At 70.1% G+C, this 20,120-nt stretch carries 22 protein-coding genes; 8 read left to right on the top strand and 14 right to left on the bottom strand.

What is annotated here, in order from left to right:
- Positions 1-14 precede the first annotated feature (14 nt).
- The 8 genes from OG933_RS18600 to OG933_RS18565 all read right to left on the bottom strand — a co-directional run bounded on the left by OG933_RS18600 (position 15) and on the right by OG933_RS18565 (position 7,822).
- Entirely contained in the window at positions 15-1,229 is a 1,215-nt protein-coding gene (locus tag OG933_RS18600) for a hypothetical protein (RefSeq protein WP_405627891.1), read from the bottom strand.
- Between the two features lie 73 nt (positions 1,230-1,302).
- Entirely contained in the window at positions 1,303-2,619 is a 1,317-nt protein-coding gene (locus tag OG933_RS18595) for a hypothetical protein (RefSeq protein WP_405627890.1), read from the bottom strand.
- Positions 2,620-2,623: 4 nt separating this feature from the next.
- The gene (locus OG933_RS18590; RefSeq protein WP_054238895.1) at positions 2,624-3,544 is read right to left on the bottom strand and encodes a phage distal tail protein; all 921 of its coding nucleotides are present in this window, start codon (positions 3,542-3,544) and stop codon (positions 2,624-2,626) included.
- A gap of 237 nt (positions 3,545-3,781) precedes the next feature.
- The gene (locus OG933_RS18585) at positions 3,782-5,071 is read right to left on the bottom strand and encodes a tape-measure protein (protein WP_405627887.1); all 1,290 of its coding nucleotides are present in this window, start codon (positions 5,069-5,071) and stop codon (positions 3,782-3,784) included.
- Positions 5,068-6,261 carry a phage tail protein gene (locus OG933_RS18580; protein ID WP_362517897.1) on the bottom strand — a complete coding sequence of 398 codons (1,194 nt, stop codon included), beginning with the start codon at positions 6,259-6,261 and terminating at the stop codon, positions 5,068-5,070. The genes OG933_RS18585 and OG933_RS18580 overlap by 4 nt, the downstream gene beginning before the upstream one ends.
- A gap of 27 nt (positions 6,262-6,288) precedes the next feature.
- Positions 6,289-7,056, bottom strand: coding sequence for a hypothetical protein (locus OG933_RS18575; protein WP_405627885.1), 768 nt, complete (start codon positions 7,054-7,056; stop codon positions 6,289-6,291).
- A 78-nt stretch (positions 7,057-7,134) separates the two neighbouring features.
- On the bottom strand, positions 7,135-7,563 hold the full coding sequence (locus OG933_RS18570; protein WP_405627884.1) for a DUF3592 domain-containing protein: 429 nt from the start codon (positions 7,561-7,563) through the stop codon (positions 7,135-7,137).
- A gap of 43 nt (positions 7,564-7,606) precedes the next feature.
- Positions 7,607-7,822: a hypothetical protein gene (locus tag OG933_RS18565; protein WP_362517888.1), complete on the bottom strand. Its 216-nt coding sequence runs from the start codon at positions 7,820-7,822 to the stop codon at positions 7,607-7,609.
- 260 nt (positions 7,823-8,082) lie between these two features.
- Here OG933_RS18565 and OG933_RS18560 point away from each other — a divergent pair, with 260 nt between their 5' ends.
- The gene (locus OG933_RS18560; RefSeq protein ID WP_405627883.1) at positions 8,083-9,318 is read left to right on the top strand and encodes a hypothetical protein; all 1,236 of its coding nucleotides are present in this window, start codon (positions 8,083-8,085) and stop codon (positions 9,316-9,318) included.
- A 107-nt stretch (positions 9,319-9,425) separates the two neighbouring features.
- Here the strand turns inward: OG933_RS18560 and OG933_RS18555 are convergent, their stop codons facing one another.
- From OG933_RS18555 to OG933_RS18535, 5 genes are all read right to left on the bottom strand, one after another.
- Positions 9,426-9,830, bottom strand: a complete 405-nt coding sequence (locus OG933_RS18555) for a hypothetical protein (RefSeq protein WP_405627881.1) — start codon at positions 9,828-9,830, stop codon at positions 9,426-9,428.
- 116 nt (positions 9,831-9,946) lie between these two features.
- Positions 9,947-10,237 carry a hypothetical protein gene (locus tag OG933_RS18550; RefSeq protein WP_054238774.1) on the bottom strand — a complete coding sequence of 97 codons (291 nt, stop codon included), beginning with the start codon at positions 10,235-10,237 and terminating at the stop codon, positions 9,947-9,949.
- 161 nt (positions 10,238-10,398) lie between these two features.
- Positions 10,399-11,001 (bottom strand): hypothetical protein, encoded by a 603-nt coding sequence (locus tag OG933_RS18545; protein WP_020132649.1) that lies wholly within the window; start codon positions 10,999-11,001, stop codon positions 10,399-10,401.
- A gap of 239 nt (positions 11,002-11,240) precedes the next feature.
- Positions 11,241-11,654, bottom strand: coding sequence for a hypothetical protein (locus OG933_RS18540; RefSeq protein WP_362517882.1), 414 nt, complete (start codon positions 11,652-11,654; stop codon positions 11,241-11,243).
- Positions 11,655-12,223: 569 nt separating this feature from the next.
- Complete coding sequence (locus tag OG933_RS18535; RefSeq protein ID WP_362517879.1) at positions 12,224-12,715, bottom strand: helix-turn-helix transcriptional regulator; 492 nt, start codon at positions 12,713-12,715, stop codon at positions 12,224-12,226.
- A gap of 223 nt (positions 12,716-12,938) precedes the next feature.
- On the opposite strand from OG933_RS18535, the gene OG933_RS18530 reads away from it, so the two are divergent.
- Genes OG933_RS18530 through OG933_RS18520 form a run of 3 tightly spaced genes read left to right on the top strand, consistent with a single transcriptional unit; the run spans position 12,939 to position 14,180 of the window.
- Complete coding sequence (locus tag OG933_RS18530) at positions 12,939-13,262, top strand: WhiB family transcriptional regulator (RefSeq protein ID WP_405627879.1); 324 nt, start codon at positions 12,939-12,941, stop codon at positions 13,260-13,262.
- Positions 13,255-13,917, top strand: a complete 663-nt coding sequence (locus OG933_RS18525) for a hypothetical protein (protein ID WP_405627877.1) — start codon at positions 13,255-13,257, stop codon at positions 13,915-13,917. The genes OG933_RS18530 and OG933_RS18525 overlap by 8 nt, the downstream gene beginning before the upstream one ends.
- Entirely contained in the window at positions 13,914-14,180 is a 267-nt protein-coding gene (locus OG933_RS18520) for a hypothetical protein (protein WP_405633719.1), read from the top strand. Before OG933_RS18525 ends, OG933_RS18520 begins: the two co-directional genes overlap by 4 nt.
- A gap of 78 nt (positions 14,181-14,258) precedes the next feature.
- Here the strand turns inward: OG933_RS18520 and OG933_RS18515 are convergent, their stop codons facing one another.
- The gene (locus tag OG933_RS18515) at positions 14,259-15,536 is read right to left on the bottom strand and encodes a hypothetical protein (protein WP_405627876.1); all 1,278 of its coding nucleotides are present in this window, start codon (positions 15,534-15,536) and stop codon (positions 14,259-14,261) included.
- Between the two features lie 197 nt (positions 15,537-15,733).
- Here OG933_RS18515 and OG933_RS18510 point away from each other — a divergent pair, with 197 nt between their 5' ends.
- The 4 genes from OG933_RS18510 (at position 15,734) to fusA (ending at position 20,022) form a co-directional block, all read left to right on the top strand.
- Positions 15,734-16,753, top strand: coding sequence for a glycosyltransferase family 2 protein (locus OG933_RS18510; protein WP_405633429.1), 1,020 nt, complete (start codon positions 15,734-15,736; stop codon positions 16,751-16,753).
- A 257-nt stretch (positions 16,754-17,010) separates the two neighbouring features.
- On the top strand, positions 17,011-17,382 hold the full coding sequence (rpsL, locus tag OG933_RS18505) for a 30S ribosomal protein S12 (RefSeq protein ID WP_003948652.1): 372 nt from the start codon (positions 17,011-17,013) through the stop codon (positions 17,380-17,382).
- A gap of 3 nt (positions 17,383-17,385) precedes the next feature.
- Positions 17,386-17,856 carry a 30S ribosomal protein S7 gene (gene rpsG / locus OG933_RS18500; RefSeq protein ID WP_020132641.1) on the top strand — a complete coding sequence of 157 codons (471 nt, stop codon included), beginning with the start codon at positions 17,386-17,388 and terminating at the stop codon, positions 17,854-17,856.
- A 39-nt stretch (positions 17,857-17,895) separates the two neighbouring features.
- A complete protein-coding gene (gene fusA, locus OG933_RS18495; protein ID WP_020132640.1) occupies positions 17,896-20,022 on the top strand; it encodes an elongation factor G in 2,127 nt (708 codons plus the stop codon).
- Positions 20,023-20,120 lie beyond the last annotated feature (98 nt).

The following is a 20,120-nucleotide window of genomic DNA, read 5'->3' as shown; positions in this document are numbered from 1 at the left end:
GGGGTGTCCCTTCGTCAGGAGGCCGACTCGTAGGTGCCGTGGATGGAGAGGATGTCGTTGACGGCCCAGGCGAACGGCGCGGACTTGTCCCACGGGCTGGTGCCGGTCTTGAGGGTGTCGCGCAGCGAGCGGACGACTCCGCCGTTTGCCACCGCGAGGAGCCCGCTGCCCTGGTACATCAGGATGGCGGAGTCGTCGAAGGCCTCCGCGTTCAGCACGCGTCCGTCCAGCTTCCAGGCGGTGGAGACCGGTGCGGCCAGCAGCGAGAAGGTCCAGTCGCCGTCGGCGGACTGGGCGGACAGGTTCGTCGTCGAACCGATCTTGAGGTAGATCCGGAAGGTGACGACGGTGCCCGTCTTCACGTACGCCCCGGCCAGCGTGCCGTTGCCGAGGACGGGCGCCACGCCGGTCTCGCAGCGCCAGACCGGCGTGTAGTTCGTCCAGGTCGGGACCGGCTGGTACGTCACCCAGGCGGTGCCGTTCCAGCGCTGGAGCCCGGCGGGGGTGTCGCGGTACTGGCCGTTGTAACTGGCCGTGGTGACGGTGCCGGAGGGGGCGATGCCGCCCAGGGCGCTGGGGTAGGACACCCAGGCGGAGCCGTCCCAGCGCTGGAGGGCGCCGCCGGAGTCGCGGTACTGGCCCGGGTAGGCGCCGTTGCCGGTGTCGCCGTAGACGGGCAGGATGCCGCCGACCGCGACGGTGGGCGTGCGCAGGTCGGTCACGTCGGTGCTCCAGTTGATCCCGCCCTTGCCGGCGCTGATGCCGGCCCGGACGGACACCTGGTAGACCGGCAGCGCGATCTCCGGGAGGGCGGGCACGACGGGGGTGGCCGCCGGCGTGCCGCGGACGATCTCGACGGCGGCCTTGGTGAAGCCCGAGTCGTCGTACAGGTCGTCGTAGACGCGCAGGACGACGACGTCGATCCGGCCGTAGGAGGCGTCGCCGTCGGCGAAGGTGAGGGTGATCGGCTCGGCCAGCGTGACCGGGTAGGCGCCCTGGTTGCTGTCGGCCTGGACGACGGCCCGGCCCTCGTGGACCGTGGCGGTCATGGTGCCCGCGCCGCCCTCCATCCAGAAGCCCGAGAGGCGGTACTGGCCGTCGTAGGAGCCGGGCAGGATGCCGGAGCGGACGTCCAGCGGGTTGGCCGGGGTGGTCGCGCCGAGCTGGGTCAGACGGGTGTCCTCGCGGGTCTGGCCGGTCTCGGCCACCCATGAGCTGCGCAGGTTCATCTGCTGGTCTCCTGTGGTCTTCGGAGGCGAACTCCGGAGGGGCGGGGGTGAGGTGAGGGTCCGTCAGGACACGTCAGGACCTGAGCCATTCGGCGGTGAGGTTGGTGTAGTAGCCGGAACCGCCGAGGGTGCTGATGGTCGAGCCGGAGCTCTGCAGCCCGTAGAGCGCGAGCTTGTCGCCGGCGGCGCACCTGATCAGGGCGCTGCCGCCGACCGAGGTCGCGCCGGGGCCCGCTCCGATCAGCCAGGTGGCGCGCGCGACTCCGCCGTCGTTGAGGTAGATCCGTGCGCCGCGCGCACCCGAGGTGGACTCCGTGTACCAGGTGACGTTGCCCGCCACCCGCCACCAGCCGGCCCTCGGCACCGTGTAGGTGTTGGACCCCGACCAGCCGGCCGCGTCGTCCACGTCGGTGCTCGCCATGGTGATCTGCGTCCACGTGTTGTGGGCCACGGACTGCATGCTGGTCTGCGAGACGCTGAGCAGCAGGGTCGTGCGGCCCTCCGCGTAGCTCCAGGCCGAGCCGCTCCAGCGCTGGAGCAGACCGGCGGAGTCCTCGCGGTACTGGCCGGGGTATCCACCGGTGGCGACGGTGCCGGCGGGGGCGATGCCGCCGACGGACTTCGGGTAAGCGACCCAGGCACTGCCGTTCCAGCGCTGGAGCGGACCGGTGGGGTCCTCCTGGTACTGGCCGGCGTAGCTGCCCGCGGTCAGGGTGCCGGCCGGCGGGATCCCGCCGACGCCCTTGGGGTACGCGACCCAGGCGGTGCCGTCCCAGCGCTCCAGGACGCCGGCGTTGTCGCGGTACTGGCCGGCGTACGCGCCGCTGAAGCCGGCGGCGGGGACGATGCCGCCGAGGGCCACCGTGGCGTAGCGCAGGTTGGTGACGGCGGAGTTCCAGGCCAGTCCGCCAGAGCCGGCCGACGCCCCGGCGGGCACCAGGATCCGGTAGAGCGGCAGGGTGCTGCCGTCGGGACCGACCGGCTGCTGGGGTGAGGCCGCGGGGGTGCCCTTGACCAGGCGGACGCGTGCCACGGTGTCCGCCGTGCCGTCGTAGGTGCTGTCCTGGACGACGAGTTCGACCAGGTCGATCCGCTGGTGCGCGGGGTCGCCGTCCTCGATCGTCAGGCTCTCGGGTTCGGTCACCGCCACGGCGTAGGTGCCCTGGTTGGTCCGGCCGCCCTGGACGAAGGCGCGGCCGGTGCCGATCGTGAGGGTCATGCCCCCGGTGGCGCCGCTGAGCGCGAAGCCGCCGGGGACGATACCGCCGCGGGCCTTGAGCGGGATGTTCTCCGCGACCAGGGCGTTCGGGGTGAGGAGTCCGGACAGGGTGACCCGGGTGTCCTCCCGGGTCTGGCCGGTCTCCGTGAGCCAGGCGGCTCGCACGGTCATGGGGTCACCACTCCGCTTCTCGCCAGCGCACCGTCATCTGGGCGCCGGAGCCGTAGGTGTCGGGTCGGAAGGCCAACTGCGCGCGGCCGGGGGCGAACGCGAAGAGTTCCTCGGGGCTGCTGTCCGCGGCCGCGGTGTGCCGGCGCGAGGCGGTGCTGTTGAGGGTGACCGTGCCGGCGGCGGTGTCGACGACGAGCTCGTCGCCCGAGGCCAGCGCGATCTCGTAGCGCAGCCGCTGCGCCGAAGTCCGGTCGGTCACCGTCGGGTTGGCGCACGGGCCGGTGAAGGTGATCACCGGATGGGTGGGTGCGGAGCCGCCGTTGTCGGCGTTGACGTCCCCGGTGGAGGCCGCCTGCCCCCAGTACAGCGGCCAGGTCAGCGGCCAGGTCAGACCGCTCTCCGGCTGCGGGGCGCCGGTGACGGCGGTCTGCTCGGTGACCGAGTAGCGGCGCGGGTCGGTGGCGTACCACTGCACGGACGCCCGGGAGACGCCCTGGGTGGTGTACGTCCGGTCGGCGGCCAGCACCCGCTGACTGACCCGGGCCCTTACGGCCAGCGTCTCGCCGTGCAGCCGCACCGCGAGCCAGCGCTCCGCGTCGCCGAGCAGCAGCGCCTGGCGCAGGACACGGGTGGCGGTGAGCGAGGAGGCGGCGTCGTCCTGCGCCGGGACGGTCCACACCGTGCCGCCGACCTTGCGCGGCTTGGCGTAGCGGGCGCCCGGCCAGGCGCCGTGCGCGGTGGGGTGGTCGGCGTCGGAGGAGTCGTACTCCGGCAGGTCCTCCCAGCCGCTGAGGCCGCCGCGGTCGATCTCGTAGGAGGTGCCGGGACCCATCAGCAGTCCGGCCCACTGCATCTGCCCGTCGCGGGTGATGAGTGAGCCGGGGGCCACATCGTCTGTGTATGCGGTTGTCGTGATCTCGGCCATCGGGCCGTCACCTCACTCCTTGTGTACGGGCTTGTGGGCGAGCTGGTGCGGTCGGGTTTGTGTGCGGCTCGGCTGCGGGCACGGGTGAGGGCTGGTGCGCGGGCTCCTGGGTGGGCGCGGCTGTCGGCTCATGGATGGGTGCGGGTGCGGGTGCGGCCGCGGGCTCATGCGTGGGTGCGGCTGCGTGCCCGGGTGCGGGTTCGCGTGGCGGTTCAGGTGCGTGCGTGGGCCGCGGGTTCAGGCGCATGCGTGGGCCGCGGCCAGGAAGAGCAGGTCCTCCGCGGTGCCGCGGGCGCCCGTGCGCGCGCTCTCGTGGAACTCCTTGACCCGGTGGGGCTGCTGTGACGTCGATGCCCGGCGTCGCCGGGCGAGCACGCGCTGCCGCTCCAGGGTGGTCAGCGGCAGCACCCGGCCGGCGCCCCTCGAGGCGCCGGGGACGGCGATGCCGCCCTCCGCGAGCATCGGGATCTTGTCCAGGTGGATGCCGAACTTCTTGCCGAGGATCGAGAAGCTCAGGGAATTGAGCCCGTCGATGACCCAGTTGGCGAAGGCGATGAGTCCCTGGATCGGCCCCTTGACCACACCGGCGACGGTCTGGGTGCCGGTCGTCACGAACCTGCCCATCGCGTCGAGGGTGCGGGAGGTGGCCTCCTTGATCCGGGTGAACATCCGGGGGACGTCCCTGGTGATCCACTCCAGCGCCGGCCGCACGGCGTCCTTGAACCCCCGCCAGACCGACGACACCTTGCCGCTGAGCGCCCGGGTGTCCCCGGTGGTCAGCGCCTTCATGACGGCGAAGCCGGTACCGAGGAGCGTGCCGATGACGGTGAGCGCGGTGGTGATGACGGCCAGGTATCCGGTGACGTACGTGTTCACCGCGCTCGCGATGCCCTTGAGCAGCGGCGTCATGACGGTCAGATAGCCCTCGACGTACTTCAGTACGAGGGTGGCGAGCTGCTCCATCAGCCGTTGCCCGGTCTCGGAGTTGAGCGCGAGATCGATCAGCCAGCCGGCGACGGGCAGGAGCAGGCCGGTGACGAACCCGATGGGGTTGGCGCGGGTGAGGGCGTTGATGATCAGCATCACGCCGGAGCCGATGGTCATGGCGGTGCCGAAGGCGCCCATGAGGTCGCCGAGCACGCCGGAGGCCTCGATCAGCGCACCGACGATGGCGAGGACACCGCCGAACGCGGAGTTCAGGGTGCCGAGCGACTTGCCGGCGCCCTTGGCCCGGGTGCCGGCCGACTTGATGCCGGTGGCGGCGGCGGTGGCGGTCTGCCCGGTCTTCGTGACGGAGCGGCTCGCGGCGTCGGCGCCGGTCTTGACCTGACGTACGGCGGTGGCGCCCTGGGAAGCGGCGGAACGGACGGCGTCGACGCCGGTGGCGGCACTCTTGATCCGGCCGGCCAGAGAGCGCGCCGCGGCGGTGTTCTGTCCCAGCCGGGACCGGAAGGCCCCGAGAGCCGGTGTCACCCCGGCGAACAGGTCGGCCGCCCCGCCTCCCGCAGGCAGTGCGGCGGCGCTCATCCGCGTGCCTTCGCCAGGAACATCAGCGCGTCGGCGGTCCGCTGCGGGCTGCTGCTCTCGGCCGCGTAGTAGTGCTCGATGTGCAGCGCGCCGCCGGTCCCGGCGGTTCCGGCGAATGCCGGGCCCTGGGCGGCGGCCCGTCGCAGCAGCCGGTCCAGCTTGCTCAGCGGCAGGACGGCCTCCGCCTCACCGGCCTCGGCGAGGATCGCGGGGACACCGCCGGAGCGGGGCATGACGACACCGCCGGTGGCCAGCATCGGGATCCTCGGCAGGCTGACGCCGAAGGTCTTGCCGCCGACGCCCGGGACCCAGCCCGGGATCGACACCTTGATGCCGTTGAGGGCGCCGATCGCGCGGTTGATGAGGCCGATGACCGCGTTGATCGGGCCCTTCACCGCGCTCTTGATGCCGTCGAAGGCGCGGCCCGCGATGCCCTTGAGGCCGCCCCAGATGCTGGACAGCTTGTCCTTGACGGCCTTGAAGGCGTTCGGGATCGCGGACTTGACCCAGTTGACGACCGGCGAGATGACGGCCTTGATGCCCTTCCAGACGCCGGAGACGACCGTCTTGATCGCGTTCAGCGCGGTGGTGATGACCTTCTTCCAGATGGCGACGTAGGTCTTGATCACCGTGGCGACGGCCTTGACGACGGCCGAGATCGCCGTCTTGATGCCGGTCCACACCGACTTGATGAGCTTGGCCGCGTTCTTCATGATCGGCCCGATGGCCTTCATGACGGTGCCGATCACGGACTTGATGACCTCGAAGGCCGTCTTCATGACCTTCTGCATGGTCTTGGAGTTGGCCGCCATGTCGACGACCTTCTCGATCAGCGGCCGGAGCAGGTCCATGAGCATGCCGAAGAAGTTGCCCTTCATCGACTTGTTCATCTTGTCCTGGCCCTTGGCCGCCTTGCTCGCGCCGGTCTCGTACTTGCCGAGATTCGTACCGGCACTGGACCCGGTCTTCCCGGCCTTGCCGAGCGACTTCTCGGCCTGGTCGGAGGCGGTCTTGAGGTCCTTCAGTTCCTTTTCGGCGCCCTGGGCGGCGGTTTTGAGCTGCTTGAGCTGCCCTTCCCCGGACTTCGCCTTGTCGCCGACGCCCTTCACGGCGGTGCCGGCCGAACTCGCCTGGCTCTGGAAGTTCTTGAGCCCGGAAGTCGATCTGTCGAGTGCTCGAACGAGAGACATCCGTTTGTGATCCTTTCGCTGTGGCGCTCAGATGCCCGCGAGGGCTTCGCTCAGATCCTTGACTGAGGCCCTGAGGTCCGTGACGTCCTTCTTCGCGTTCTTCGGCGGTTTCGCATTCGGACTACCCGCGTTTCCGGCGGCTTTGAGCTTGTTGCGAAGAACGTCGATAGCCTGGTTGGCCTTGTCCGCTTCTGTCCGTGCCGCACGAATTCCCTGGTAGATCGGCTGCGCTTTCGACTTCTGAAAGTAGACGGTGTCAAAATGCGAGCGCAGAGTGCTCGGCTTGATCGACTGCTCGATTCTGTCGACTCGCCCCGGAATTCCCTTGAGGGCCTTCTCGAGATCACTCTTGAGCTTTTTCTCGTCCTTCTTCCGCTGCTTCTCCGCAGCCAGTGCGTCCCTGGCCTGCTTGCTGAAAAGCGCCTTCAGGTACGTGGGCGATGCCTTGGCGCCGGCGATGACGTCGTTCTTCTTCCACTCCTTGAAGAGGGTGATATCGAGCTTGAAGGCCTGGATGTCCAGCTTGAAGAGCTGGAGGCTGACGGCGAGGCCGAGCACCATCCAGCGGAATTCCTTGAACTTCTCCTTCAGCTGTGTGACGGCGGCGTCGGTGGCGACGACGTTCGTTTCGATTCGGGTCACGGTCGCCGACAGCTTCTCCAGCTCGCCGATCCGGAACAGGATGGTGCGGGTGTTGCCCGACGGGACCGCCCCGAGTTCGTTCTTGATGGCGGTGATGCTGTTCTCGGCCGTCTGGAGATCCGTATCGAGCTGTTTGAGGTCTCGCTGCGCCATGTGTCCTCCGTGGACGACAAGAAGGGCCCGGCTGCAGGAGCCGGGCCCTCTTCGGATGTGACGGGTATGGGGGTGTCCTCAGAATGTGTCCGCCAGGATCCGCCACGTGATGACGGCCAGGCTGAGGCAGCCGACGCACAGGTAGAGGATCTCGGTCGTCCTGAGCCGCCCCGGCAGGAGGGCGGGGAGGGTGAAGACGCCTGGCGCCGCCGGGTCGTAGAGGATCTCGGTTCGGTCGCCCTCCTGCACGCCTCGGGGCGGATTGCGGATGCCTTCGCTCGACTCGGCCGTCATCTTGGTGCCGTTGGGCAGTGCGAAGGTCACCACGGGGAAGTACAGCTCGTGGCCGTCCTCCTCCGTGGCGGTGCGGAAGCGGACCAGCTCCGCGGTCGTCCTGACGCCGCGCAACCGCAGGCGGCATCGGCTCAGGACCTGGAACGCGAACACCAGGCAGAGGGTGCCGGTTATGGCGGCGACGAGGGCGCCGCCCAGCCTCTCGATCGTCATGCCGGGACCGTACTCGCTGTGGGCACGACAGGTGCGGCAGTCGTCAGGACCGGCCTCGGCGGCAGCGCTGCACCCGCCGTGCCTCCGTCAGGGCGTCCGACCAGCCGGCCGCGTAGGCGCGGGACTCCCGGGCGAGCAGTTCCTCGTACACCCGGTCGAGCAGGGCCTCGCGGTCGGGGGGCGTGGTGTGCAGGAGGTGGGCGAGGCGGGTGTAGGTGTCGATCGGCTGCTTCGGGGAGTTGCTCGTGCCAGTCACCATGTCGGCCTGCTTTCCGGTCTGTCCGCTGGGCTGTGGTACAGGTGGCGCCTCTGGGGCGTTCGAAACGCGTGTTCGAACTAGTGTACGAGTAATCCTGTGGTGTCGTTCCGTGTTTGGCGAGGAGCGCCCGTCGTTCAGCGGTCGGGACCTGCGGTAATGCCGGGTGCGGCCGAAGTGCCGCCCAGGTTCGTGGAGTAGGATCCGGCCGTTCTCCCGTCGGATACGAAAAGGTGAACAGCGGCGCTCCGCAAGGGAACTGAGTGACCGCCAGACGACGGTGGACGGCGACGGGCAGCCGTCCTCGCGCGGGGGCGCGATGGGGCTCAGGGGACGAGGGCAAGGCCTACGGGGTGGACGGGGACGCGAGCAACGTGCGGCGCGAGCATGTGATCGATTGGCTCGAACAGGCCTCCGATCTGCCGCATCTCATCGCCCGTGTCTCGGAGCTGGTCCTCCTGCTCGGCCATGAACCGGAAGACCTGGTGGTCCTTCCCCGCAGCGAACTCGACCGGCGGGAACTGGCCGCGTACAGCGCGGGCTGGGCCGACGTGGTCGACGAACAGCTGCCCGCGATCCGCCGCGCGTACGAGGAGCGGATCACCGCTGCCTACCTCCAGGGCCAGGAGGACGCCCGCACCGGCCACCGTCCCCGCCGGGCCCGACGGGCCGAGGGGGAGCGCGAGCACGAGCGCGGCGGCGAGGTCATTCCGCTTCCCTATGTCGAACTGCTGCGCCCTCCCTCCGCATGGACGCGCGTGGAGGAACGCGGCGAACGGGAACGTTCGGTGGCGGACGGAACCCCGGTGCCGTCGCCTTCCCCGGCAGCGGAGACGGACGGGAGCGCGGAGGCTCCGTACGGCGATCCGGACGCGGCCAACGTTGTCGGGACGACGAGCCGGATCGGGCCGACGAGCGCGAGCGGCCCGGCCAGGGGGCCGCACGAGGAGGACGGGGACGTCGAGGACGAGGCCGACGGTGCGGGCGAGGCCGGTGGGGCCGGTGGGGCCGAGGTCGGCTCCGGCGCCGAGGGGGACATCCTGCTCTCCGCACGTGAGGTGCGGGGGAAGCGCGTCATGCCCTCCGACCGGCGGCCGGTGGTCCGGCGCAACGGCCGGCCGAGCGTGCCCCCACTGGCCCTGCCCGGCGAGATCGGAGCCACCGGACGGGAGAGGGCACGCAGGCCGGACGGCACCGGGACCGCGGAACGGCCACCGCGGGAGCGGCCCGAACGGACTGAGCGGCCCGAACGGACTGGGCAGCCCGAGCAGCCCGAGCAGCCCAAGCAGCTCGAGCAGACTGAGCGGGCTGAGCAGTCCGAGCAGACGGACGACGTCGAGCGGCCGGAACCGGTCGAGCCGGTCGAGCCGCAGGGCGTGCGCGACGAACCCCGGCCCCGGCTGCTTTCGGACAGAGCCCGGGCCCTCGCGGACGAACTGGAGGGCCGGGCCGGCGGCCGGCGCCGGGACGAGCAGAACGGCCCGTCGGGCTCCCGCTGAGGGAGCCGACGGGCACGCCATGACCGACCGTCCGACGGGCGACCGGGAAACGGGGTAACCGGGAAACGGGGTAGCCGGGCGACCGGGAAACGGGGTAACCGGGCGGATCAGCCGAAGAAGCGGGCCAGTTGGAACGCCGACGGCGCCTCGTCCGGCACGGGTCCCCGTGACCCGTCCGCCGTGGGAACCGACCCCGGGGCCGACCGCCCGACGCCCGGGGAACGCTCGCCGGCTTCCTCGTACCCCTCGTGCACCCCGTGGTCCTCCTGCTCCTCGTACGCGTCGCCCGCGCCGTAGGTGCCGTTCTCGGCCGGTTCCGTCGGACGCGGCACCGGAGCCGGGGCGTCCGGCTGGTCCCCCTCCTCCGAGTTGACGCAGGCGAACATCCAGTTGGCGGCCGCCAGATGGTCCACGACGGCGGCCAGCAGATGGTCGGTCACCGACCACTCGGCGGCCTCGCCGTGCAGTTCGCGGTTCAGCGCGCTGTCGCGCGGCAACTGCTTGACGAGCACCGCGAGCCGCCGCGCGGAGAGGCGCTCACGGTGCCAGTCGAGCAGATCGATCCCGTAATAGCGGAGCAGGTCCGCTTCGAGGGCCTCGGCGTGTTCGTCGACGAACCCGACGAGGCTCAGCCTTCCCCCAGGCCGAGCCCGGTCTCCTTGCCGTAGGCCTCCAGGATCGCCGCGATGTCCTGCATGGTGACCTCGTGCCGCTCGAAGCGAGCGAACTGCTGCTCGCCCATGAGCAGCCCGAGCAGCCCGTCCACGTCGTTGTCGTCGAGCTCGCGCAGCGCCTTCGCGGTGGCGCGGGTCAGCTCCGTGGGCAGGGTGAAGCTCTCGTCGTCCAGCTCGAACGACCAGGTACGGCCGAGGGCTTCGAGGCGCTGGGCGCGGGCGGCGTTGACGTCGAAACGGGCCATGGCGATGGGTGCTCCTTGGGTCCTTGGGACTTTTGCCGTGGGTCTTGGGCCGTGGGCCGTGGGCCTTGGGCCGGGCCTTGGGTCTGCGGAAAAGCGGTGCGGATCCGGGGCGGGGCGGGTCGGGTCGGCCGGGGCCGGTCGACCCGCCCCGCCCCGGTGGGTCAGGACGCGGCGTACGCGGCGTCCTTCATCACGAAGCTGGCCAGCGCCGAACCGTCGGCGGCGGCCATCGCCGTGTAGGTGATGCCGAGCTGGGCCGCCGACTTGCGGGCCAGCTTGATGTCGTCCGCCGCCGTGACCTGGCCGCGCGGAACACCGAAGCGGTAGGTCACCGTGGCGCCGTCGGAGGCGCGGACGTCCGTGAACTCCAGGCCGAGGGCGCGCACATCGGCGTACGGGCGGTCGGCGATCTCGTACTTGTAGACGCCGGTCGAGCCGGTGACCGCCTCGACCGCGCCGCCGCCCATGAAGAACGGCAGCGTGTCCTCGTTGAACTGCATCAGCGAGAACTTCAGGGTCAGATCGCGGTCCGAGTACACGAAGTGCACCGGGCTCACGGCCTGCCACACGTCGACCGGCTCCAGCTTGTCCTTCTTGCTGAAGGTGACGCCCTCACCGGAGGTGAAGCCGAGGTTCTTCCAACCGGTGGCCCAGTCGGTGGACGGGTCGGTGGAGAAGGTCGTCGGAACCTTGGTGTCGGCGGCGGCGACGTAGAGCCGGCCGACGCCTGCGATGCGGATCTCGGAGGAGTTGGTTCCTGCCATGGGTGGGTCTCCTTATAGAGGGGTGTGACGGGGTGTGGAGTGGTGCGGTGGTGCTGGGTGCCGTCGCCCGGTGGACAAGCGCTCCGGGTACGGCGAAGGCCCCGCCGTGCGGACGGCGGGGCCTTCGGTCGGTGGGGCGCGGAACGGGAACCGCCCGCGCGGGGTGCGTCGGCGGATGTCCGGCGGGTGTCTCGGTGGTCGGCCCGCTGGACGTCTCGCTGGACGTCTCGGTGGACGTCTCAGTGGACGTCCAGGAACACCTTGAGCACGCCGACGTAGCGGTTGGCCGCGGAGTAGAGGTAGTCGGGCAGCCAGCGCGGGCCGTCCTGCTCCTCCACCTCGGTGATGAGGTTCGTGCCGTACCGGTTGCCGGCCGCGGCCAGCAGCGCGCGGCGGGCGGCGTTGGCCAGGACGTGCGCGGCCTGCTTGGTCGGGCCGTACACCTCCAGCTCGATCAGGGGCTGGTCGACGTGCAGCTCGCCGATCCACGCGCCGCCGCGCCGGTTGACGAGGACGGCGGCGGTCGTGCCGTCGAAGTTCGCGGGCGGTTCGACGGCGACGAGCGCCGTGGAGAGCGCCGAGTCGGCCTCCAGGATGTCGACGACCAGGGCCTCGACGTCCGGGAAGGCGCTCGGTGGGGTGGGTGTGGTCATGCCGGGTCACCTCGCCGTGAAGAAGGGGAAGTCGCCGGGCGGGCGCCGCGCGGGGGCGGGGAAGGGGAGGCGCGCGGCGCCTCGGCCCGGCGTACGGCGGCGGGTGCGGCCCACTCGGGGCTCGCGGGCACAGCTCCGCCGCTGCACCAACTGTGACAGACGAGCGTGCGCGCACGCAACTAAAACGGCGAGGGAGATGGGAAAGGAGATACGGGAGGGGCGGGAGCGCAGGCCAGGAGGGGCGAGAGGAGGGCGAGGGGCGGGAGGGTGAGGGGAGGGGGAGGGGGAGAGGGGGAGAGCCAGAGGGGCATGCAGGCGTAAGAGGGCATGCAGGCGTAAGGCGTAAGGGGGACTGCAGGCGTAAGGAGTTGGCGAGTGCCGGCGTCGGCCGAAATGCGGGCGAGCCGCAGCGCCGTCGACCGGAGCCCCCGTCGGCCCACGGGTGCCCCTCGATCGGATCCGGCACGACATCGCGACCGGTACGCCGTGCGACCGGTGCGGCATGCGACTGGTGTGGCATGCGACCGGTGTGACATGTACCGGTGGTTCGGCTCGGTGGTGCGGCTCGGTCAGTCGGCGGTGGGTGCGGCCGCGGCCGTCTCCACCAGGACCCGCCGGTCCTCACGCACCTGCGTCACCTCGGCCTCGGCCTCGCTCGGCAGGAACTGCTCCACCACCCTGACGAACATCTCGCGCCGGTCGGCGGGCACGCCCAGCAGTTCGGCGACCTCCTCCAGCGTGGGGCGGCGGCCGAAATCCGCGCTGGGCGCGGGCGAGGCCAGGTAGTCGTGCGGGTCGGCCAGTTCCTCCGCGGTCAGCCGGCCGGAGCGGATGAGCATGTCGCGGACCGGCACCCCGAGCACGCGGGCGAGCCTGCGGGTGGTCTCCAGGTCCGGCATGCTCTGCCGTTGGAGCAGACGGGTGACCGCGGCGCGGTGCACGCCGGCCTCGTCCGCGATTCTCGACTTGCCGCCGCCGCGTGGACTGTCGATGTCGTAGCCGCGTTCGCGCATGAGGTCTTCGACCCACGCGGCGAATGCGTCCAAGCCCTGGTTGGTCATGTCTTTCTCTCTTCCTTCGGGGGTGGGCAAGAGTTTAGCTTGCTTGCGCGCGCGGAATTACGTGCTCTCGAGCAAGCACTGAGGAAAGTTTGTGCGGTTCGTGGAGATTCGGGGGACGCCGCGAGCCTTCACCTGTCTGAATTTCGTTGCGGGCGCGCACGCAATCTGTAAGTCTGGAGGACGTTCACCCAGTACGGCTCGTTCACGAACCCAGGGGGGTCCCATGTCCATGCCCGAAACGAGTTCCTGCCCATCAGCCCCCGGATGGCAGTCCGCGGCCGCCTGTACCGGGCTCTCCCCGCGGGTCGTCTTCTCCAAGAAGGCCAAGGTCGCCGCCCCCGCGCTCCGGGCCTGCTCCGGCTGTCGCGTGCGACGGGCCTGCGAGGAGGCGGTGGCACCGGCCGACAACTGGTTCGACGGCGTCTGCGGCGGCCGTCTCTGGCGCTCCGGCCGCCCGGTCCCCGTGCCCGCGCATCTCCTCCCGCCGGCCCCGGCCCCGGCCGTCGGCCTCGCCCACCTCCCGGCCCAGGGAGGCACCCGTGGCTGACGGCTGTCAGGACCGCCCCACCGCCCAGGCCGTCCTCTGGATCGGCACCCTTCTCCAGCAGTTCCCCGAGCTGTCCACGGAACTGGTGCCCGGCCGCACGACCCCCGCCCACCGCCCCGCCGCGTCGCGGCCTCCCGCCGATCTCGGCGCCCGCCTGCGCGAGGAGCGCGAGGAACAGCTGCTGCTCCGGCAGCGGCACGGCCTCGTGGCGCCCGGCCACGGCGCGGCCCCGCTGCGCCTGCATGTCTCCGACGCCATCCGTGACATCACCGACGGTGTGCTCGAACTGGAGGAGGCGGTACGCGACCGGCTCGGACTGCCCCGTCCGCGCCGCGCCTCCGTGCCCGAGCGGCTGCGCCGGATCGCGTCCCTCCTCGACCGCGTGGCCGCCGACACCGTCCTGGCCGCGCATGTACGCGACGAGACCCGCCGGATGGCCCGCCGCTGCGCCCGCGCGCTGGGCGACACCGAGACCGTCGTCCGGGTCGCCGGCCGCTGCCCCTGGTGCGACTCCGTCTCCCTGCGCGCGTTCCCCGACCGCGCGGCCGTCCTCTGCGTCAATCCGGCCTGCCGCTGCCCGGAACCGGACTGCGGCTGCCACGACGACCCGGCCTACCGGCACACCTGGGACGAGGGGGAGTGGGCGCGCGCATGAGCACCGCCGACCGACACACCGCGGATCGACACACCGCGGATCGACGCACCGCCGACCGACGCACCGCCGACCGACGCACCGCCGGGCGGCCGACCCTGATTCCCGGCCCTCTCGCGGCCCAGGAGGTCGGTGTGGCCCCCGCCACCATTCGCAAGTGGGTCCAGCTGGGGCATCTCGAACCGGCCGGCAAGGCGGGGCGGGCCCAGCTCTTCCGGCTGGAGGACGTGTTCGCCGCCGAACGCGCCACCCGCCGGGCCCGGTGACCTCCGGCCCCTTCACCGCACCGGATCACCAGACCGGGTCACTGCACCGGATCACCGCACCGGATCACCGCACCGGGTCTACGGAATGCCCAACTCGAAGATCACGTAGTGCGCGTACCACCCCGACGCGAGGGCCGCCGTCCCGAAGAACACCGCCAGGCTCGGCCACTTCAGCCGGCTCAGTGCCGCTGCCGGGGCCAGCAGCAGCGGGAAGACCGGCAGCAGGTAGCGCCCCGTGTTGCCGAACATCTGCTGGGTGCCCAGCACGGTGATCACGCTCGCCAGGGTGTACGCGACCAGCACCAGCGGCGGCTTTTTGCGGAGCATCAGCGCGATCAGGAAGGGCAGCGCCAGCACCAGTTGGACGCCGAGGAGGTCGGGGACCGAGAACGCGAACAGGTAGTTGTGGCGACCGATCGCCGTGTTGCCCAGCACGTCGAGGGTGTAGGAGCCGAAGTCGAAGTAGTGGGCCCAGCCCTCGCGCTGGAGCGTGAAGTACGCGGTGAGGTCGCCCATGCTGAGGCCGACCCAGGTGACGTAGGTGAGCAGGCCGAGCGGCGCGGCGAACATCGCGTACAGGGGTCCCGAGATCCCGTGCTCGCGCCTGCTCTCCCGCCGGGCCAGGGCGACGATCGCGGCCAGTCCGACCGCGCCGATGAGCGCGGCGGAGGTCGGCCGGTTGAGCCCGGCCACGAAGGCGAGCAGCCCCGCCGCGACCCACCGCCGCTTCATCACGCAGTAGCAGCACCAGGCGGCGATGGCGACGAAGAGCGACTCCGAGTAGACCGCCCACTCCACGCCCGCGCCGGGTACCACCGCCCACAGCCCGGCCGCGATCGTGCCCGCCCGCACCCCGGCGAGCGTCGAGATCACGGCGTAGATGCCGGCGGCCGCGACGAAGGAGGCGAGCACCGAGACCAGGATCCCGGAGCCGTACAGCCCCAGCCCGGTGATCTCGGAGACGCCGCGGATCAGGCCCGGGTAGAGCGGGAAGAAGGCGACCGAGTTCTGCTTGACGGTGAACAGCCCGCCCGGGGCGAGCTGCTCCAGCGGGCGGGGGTCGTACCCCTTCTCGGCGACCTGGAGGTACCACCAGCCGTCCCAGGTGGCCAGGACGTCCCACCAGTGGGCGCCGCCGCCGAAACGCGGGTTCTTCTTCTGGTATTCGTCGGCCGACTCCAGCAGCCAGGCGAACACGGTCAGGCCCACGAGCTTCGTGACGCCGTAGAGGAGCAGCGGAGCGAGGTACGGTCGTACACCGTCCGGCAGGGTGAGGCGGCGCAGTCTCGGCGAGCGCTCCACCGGCCCGTCGGGCACGGCGGGGTCCGTCGCCGTGTCGCTGGAAGCCGTGCTCATCGCTGGGGTCCCCCCTCGGCCGATCGCCGGACACCAGGGGCGGCACGGTTGTCCGGATGATCGTGAAGTGTGGTCATAAGAGTGTGGTCATAAGATCGCAACAGAGTCGCACATGTGCGCCACAGGTTGGGGGAGGACGGGTGACCGAAGCGCCGAACACCACGGCCACGGCGACCGTCTTGTCGGTCGTCATACCCATGTACAACGAGGAAGAGGTTCTTCCCGCGCTGGTCAGCCGGTTGCGCCCGGTCCTGGCGGATCTCGGCGTCGGCTACGAGGTGGTCGCGGTCGACGACGGCAGCACCGACCGCACGGCCGAGCTGCTGGCCGCCTTCCGGCTCGGCTGGCCGGAACTGCGGGTCATCGGCCTGCGCCGCAACTCGGGCCACCAGGCCGCCCTCACCGCGGGCCTGGACCGGGCGCACGGCGCGTACGTCGTCAGTATCGACGCCGACCTCCAGGACCCGCCCGAGAAGATTCCCGAGATGCTCGCGCTGGCCCGCACCGAGGGCCTCGACATCGTCTACGGCATCCGCGCCGACCGGGCCAGCGACACCGGCTTCAAGCGGTGGACGGCGGGCCTGTACTACCGGCTCGTCCGTCGGCTCGCCGGGCCGTCGGTGCCGGCCCAGGCCGGTGACTTCCGGCTGCTGAGCCGGGCCGCGGTGGACGCCCTGAAGGCCCTGCCGGACCAGCAGCGGGTCTACCGCCTCCTGGTGCCCTGGCTGGGTTTCCCCAGCGGCGAGGTCCGCTACGAACGGGCCCCGCGGCCGGCGGGCCAGAGCAAGTACCCCCTCGGCCGGATGATCCGGCTGGCCGTCGACAGCGTCACGGGCTTCTCGGCGGCGCCCCTGCGCATCGCCACCTGGCTGGGCGGCTTCGCGTTCCTGGTCTGCCTGGCCCTGATGATCTACACCCTGAGCGCCCACGCCTTCCAGCACACGGTCCCCGGCTGGACGTCCCTCTTCATCGGCGTGCTGTTCATCGGCGCGGTCCAGCTGGTCTGCGTGGGCCTGCTGGGGGAGTACGTCGGCCGCATCTACACGGCCGTGCAGAACCGTCCGACGTACTTCATCGGTCACGACACGGGGGCGGACGCCGCGAAGGGGCCGTTCCGGGCCGGCGGCGGCCCGACCGTGCCGTCCCCGGCGTCGCCGCCGGGAGGTTCCGCGGACCCTGCGGCGCCGGTATCACAGGGGCTGGGGCGGCGCTCGTAAACGTCCGGCGTGTCGGGGGCGGGGCTTCTGTTTTGACCGGAGTGAATGCGCTAGGTACGCTCAGACCTTGTGCCTGGGGTGTGCCCTGGCCCTCGTGCGTGTCTTCAACCGCACACGGGGCCTAGCTAGCGGCCACCGTGATCTGCGCCTCTTCCTGCCTCGCGGCGGAAGTCCGCCGGATCCGACACACCCGACCGCGTGGGTCGGCGAAGTTCCAGGTTAGCTTCACCATTCGGCACACAGAAACCGGAGAAGTAGTGCCTACGATCCAGCAGCTGGTCCGGAAGGGCCGGCAGGACAAGGTCGAGAAGAACAAGACGCCCGCACTCGAGGGTTCGCCCCAGCGTCGCGGCGTCTGCACGCGTGTGTTCACGACCACCCCGAAGAAGCCGAACTCGGCCCTGCGTAAGGTCGCGCGTGTGCGTCTGACCAGCGGTATCGAGGTCACTGCTTACATTCCGGGTGAGGGACACAACCTGCAGGAGCACTCCATCGTGCTCGTGCGTGGTGGCCGTGTGAAGGACCTGCCCGGTGTTCGCTACAAGATCATCCGCGGTTCGCTTGACACCCAGGGTGTCAAGAACCGCAAGCAGGCCCGCAGCCGCTACGGCGCCAAGAAGGAGAAGTAAACAATGCCTCGTAAGGGCCCTGCCCCGAAGCGCCCGGTCATCATCGACCCGGTCTACGGTTCTCCTCTTGTCACGTCGCTCATCAACAAGGTGCTGCTGAACGGCAAGCGCTCCACCGCCGAGCGCATCGTCTACGGCGCCATGGAGGGCCTGCGCGAGAAGACCGGTAACGACCCGGTCATCACGCTGAAGCGCGCTCTCGAGAACATCAAGCCGACCATCGAGGTCAAGTCCCGCCGTGTCGGTGGCGCGACCTACCAGGTCCCGATCGAGGTCAAGCCGGGTCGCGCGAGCACCCTGGCGCTGCGCTGGCTCGTCGGTTACTCCCGCGCCCGTCGCGAGAAGACCATGACCGAGCGCCTCCTCAACGAGCTTCTCGACGCGTCCAACGGCCTCGGCGCCGCTGTGAAGAAGCGCGAGGACACCCACAAGATGGCCGAGTCCAACAAGGCCTTCGCGCACTACCGCTGGTAGTCGCTACCCACATCGAGACCGAGAGAAGACGAAAGCCTTATGGCTACCACTTCACTTGACCTGGCCAAGGTCCGCAACATCGGGATCATGGCCCACATCGACGCGGGCAAGACGACCACCACCGAGCGGATCCTGTTCTACACCGGCGTCTCCTACAAGATCGGTGAGGTCCACGACGGCGCCGCCACGATGGACTGGATGGAGCAGGAGCAGGAGCGTGGCATCACGATCACCTCTGCTGCCACCACCTGTCACTGGCCGCTTGCCGATGTCGACCACACCATCAACATCATCGACACCCCGGGCCACGTCGACTTCACCGTCGAGGTGGAGCGTTCGCTGCGCGTGCTCGACGGTGCCGTGACGGTGTTCGACGGCGTCGCGGGTGTCGAGCCCCAGTCCGAGACCGTTTGGCGTCAGGCGGACCGCTACGGCGTCCCGCGTATCTGCTTCGTCAACAAGCTCGACCGGACCGGTGCCGAGTTCCACCGTTGCGTCGACATGATCAGCAGCCGCCTCGGCGCGCAGCCGATCGTCATGCAGCTGCCGATCGGTGCCGAGGCCGACTTCAAGGGCGTCGTCGACCTGGTCACGATGAAGGCCTTCGTGTGGTCCGCCGAGGCGGAGAAGGGCGAGATGTACGACGTGGTCGACATCCCGGCCACCCACACCGAGGCTGCCGAGGAGTACCGCGGCAAGCTCGTCGAGACCGTCGCCGAGAACGACGACGAGATCATGGAGCTGTACCTGGAGGGCCAGGAGCCTTCCGTGGAGCAGCTGTACGCCGCGATCCGTCGCATCACCATCGCGTCCGGCAAGTCCAACGACACCACGGTCACCCCGGTGTTCTGTGGCACCGCGTTCAAGAACAAGGGCGTTCAGCCCCTGCTCGACGCGGTCGTGCGCTACCTCCCCTCCCCCCTGGACGTCGAGGCCATCGAGGGCCACGACGTCAAGGACCCGGAGGAGATCGTCAAGCGCAAGCCGTCCGACGACGAGCCGCTGTCGGCGCTGGCGTTCAAGATCATGAGCGACCCGCACCTCGGCAAGCTCACCTTCGTCCGGGTTTACTCGGGCCGCCTGGAGTCCGGCACCGCCGTGCTGAACTCCGTCAAGGGCAAGAAGGAGCGCATCGGCAAGATCTACCGCATGCACGCGAACAAGCGTGAGGAGATCGCGTCGGTCGGCGCCGGCGACATCGTCGCCGTCATGGGTCTGAAGCAGACCACGACCGGCGAGACGCTGTGCGACGACAAGCAGCCCGTGATCCTGGAGTCCATGGACTTCCCGGCTCCGGTCATCCAGGTCGCCATCGAGCCCAAGTCGAAGGGCGACCAGGAGAAGCTGGGCATCGCGATCCAGCGCCTGGCCGAAGAGGACCCGTCGTTCCAGGTCCACTCGGACGAGGAGACCGGCCAGACCATCATCGGTGGCATGGGCGAGCTGCACCTCGAGGTGCTGGTCGACCGTATGCGCCGTGAGTTCAAGGTCGAGGCCAACGTCGGCAAGCCGCAGGTCGCCTACCGCGAGACCATCCGCAAGGCGGTCGACCGGGTCGACTACACGCACAAGAAGCAGACTGGCGGTACCGGCCAGTTCGCGAAGGTGCAGATCGCGATCGAGCCGATCGAGGGCGGCGACGCCTCGTACGAGTTCGTGAACAAGGTGACCGGTGGTCGTATCCCGAAGGAGTACATCCCTTCGGTCGACGCCGGTGCGCAGGAGGCCATGCAGTTCGGCATCCTCGCCGGTTACGAGATGACCGGCGTGCGCGTGATCCTGCTCGACGGTGGCTACCACGAGGTGGACTCCTCCGAGCTCGCGTTCAAGATCGCCGGTTCGCAGGCCTTCAAGGAGGCCGCGCGCAAGGCCAGCCCCGTGCTGCTCGAGCCGATGATGGCCGTCGAGGTCACCACGCCCGAGGACTACATGGGTGAGGTCATCGGCGACATCAACTCCCGCCGTGGTCAGATCCAGGCCATGGAGGAGCGGGCCGGTGCCCGCGTCGTCAAGGGCCTGGTGCCCCTGTCGGAGATGTTCGGCTACGTCGGCGACCTCCGCAGCAAGACGTCGGGTCGCGCAAGCTACTCGATGCAGTTCGACTCCTACGCCGAGGTTCCGCGGAACGTCGCCGAGGAGATCATCGCGAAGGCCAAGGGCGAGTAACACACTCGGTTTACACGCCGTAGGCTTGACTCCGGAGCCTCAAGGGGCAAACAACCGCATCCCCGGATGTTTGCCCCCTGGACCCGGGCTTTCCAGCA

Origin of the sequence: Streptomyces sp. NBC_00016, from assembly GCF_045040885.1 — a bacterium.
Classification (GTDB): domain Bacteria; phylum Actinomycetota; class Actinomycetes; order Streptomycetales; family Streptomycetaceae; genus Streptomyces; species Streptomyces coriariae.
The sequence above is the reverse complement of the archived record's forward strand: the minus strand, read 5'-3'. Positions and strand labels throughout refer to the sequence as shown.

Coding starts and splice junctions, on each gene's coding strand:
- OG933_RS18600 (WP_405627891.1), bottom strand. CDS start 1,229: ATGAACCTGCGCAGCTCATGGGTGGCCGAGACCGGCCAGACCCGCGAG.
- OG933_RS18595 (WP_405627890.1), bottom strand. CDS start 2,619: ATGACCGTGCGAGCCGCCTGGCTCACGGAGACCGGCCAGACCCGGGAG.
- OG933_RS18590 (WP_054238895.1), bottom strand. CDS start 3,544: ATGGCCGAGATCACGACAACCGCATACACAGACGATGTGGCCCCCGGC.
- OG933_RS18585 (WP_405627887.1), bottom strand. CDS start 5,071: ATGAGCGCCGCCGCACTGCCTGCGGGAGGCGGGGCGGCCGACCTGTTC.
- OG933_RS18580 (WP_362517897.1), bottom strand. CDS start 6,261: ATGTCTCTCGTTCGAGCACTCGACAGATCGACTTCCGGGCTCAAGAAC.
- OG933_RS18575 (WP_405627885.1), bottom strand. CDS start 7,056: ATGGCGCAGCGAGACCTCAAACAGCTCGATACGGATCTCCAGACGGCC.
- OG933_RS18570 (WP_405627884.1), bottom strand. CDS start 7,563: ATGACGATCGAGAGGCTGGGCGGCGCCCTCGTCGCCGCCATAACCGGC.
- OG933_RS18565 (WP_362517888.1), bottom strand. CDS start 7,822: ATGGTGACTGGCACGAGCAACTCCCCGAAGCAGCCGATCGACACCTAC.
- OG933_RS18550 (WP_054238774.1), bottom strand. CDS start 10,237: ATGGCCCGTTTCGACGTCAACGCCGCCCGCGCCCAGCGCCTCGAAGCC.
- OG933_RS18545 (WP_020132649.1), bottom strand. CDS start 11,001: ATGGCAGGAACCAACTCCTCCGAGATCCGCATCGCAGGCGTCGGCCGG.
- OG933_RS18540 (WP_362517882.1), bottom strand. CDS start 11,654: ATGACCACACCCACCCCACCGAGCGCCTTCCCGGACGTCGAGGCCCTG.
- OG933_RS18535 (WP_362517879.1), bottom strand. CDS start 12,715: ATGACCAACCAGGGCTTGGACGCATTCGCCGCGTGGGTCGAAGACCTC.
- OG933_RS18530 (WP_405627879.1), top strand. CDS start 12,939: ATGTCCATGCCCGAAACGAGTTCCTGCCCATCAGCCCCCGGATGGCAG.
- OG933_RS18520 (WP_405633719.1), top strand. CDS start 13,914: ATGAGCACCGCCGACCGACACACCGCGGATCGACACACCGCGGATCGA.
- OG933_RS18515 (WP_405627876.1), bottom strand. CDS start 15,536: ATGAGCACGGCTTCCAGCGACACGGCGACGGACCCCGCCGTGCCCGAC.
- OG933_RS18510 (WP_405633429.1), top strand. CDS start 15,734: ATGTACAACGAGGAAGAGGTTCTTCCCGCGCTGGTCAGCCGGTTGCGC.
- rpsG (WP_020132641.1), top strand. CDS start 17,386: ATGCCTCGTAAGGGCCCTGCCCCGAAGCGCCCGGTCATCATCGACCCG.
- fusA (WP_020132640.1), top strand. CDS start 17,896: ATGGCTACCACTTCACTTGACCTGGCCAAGGTCCGCAACATCGGGATC.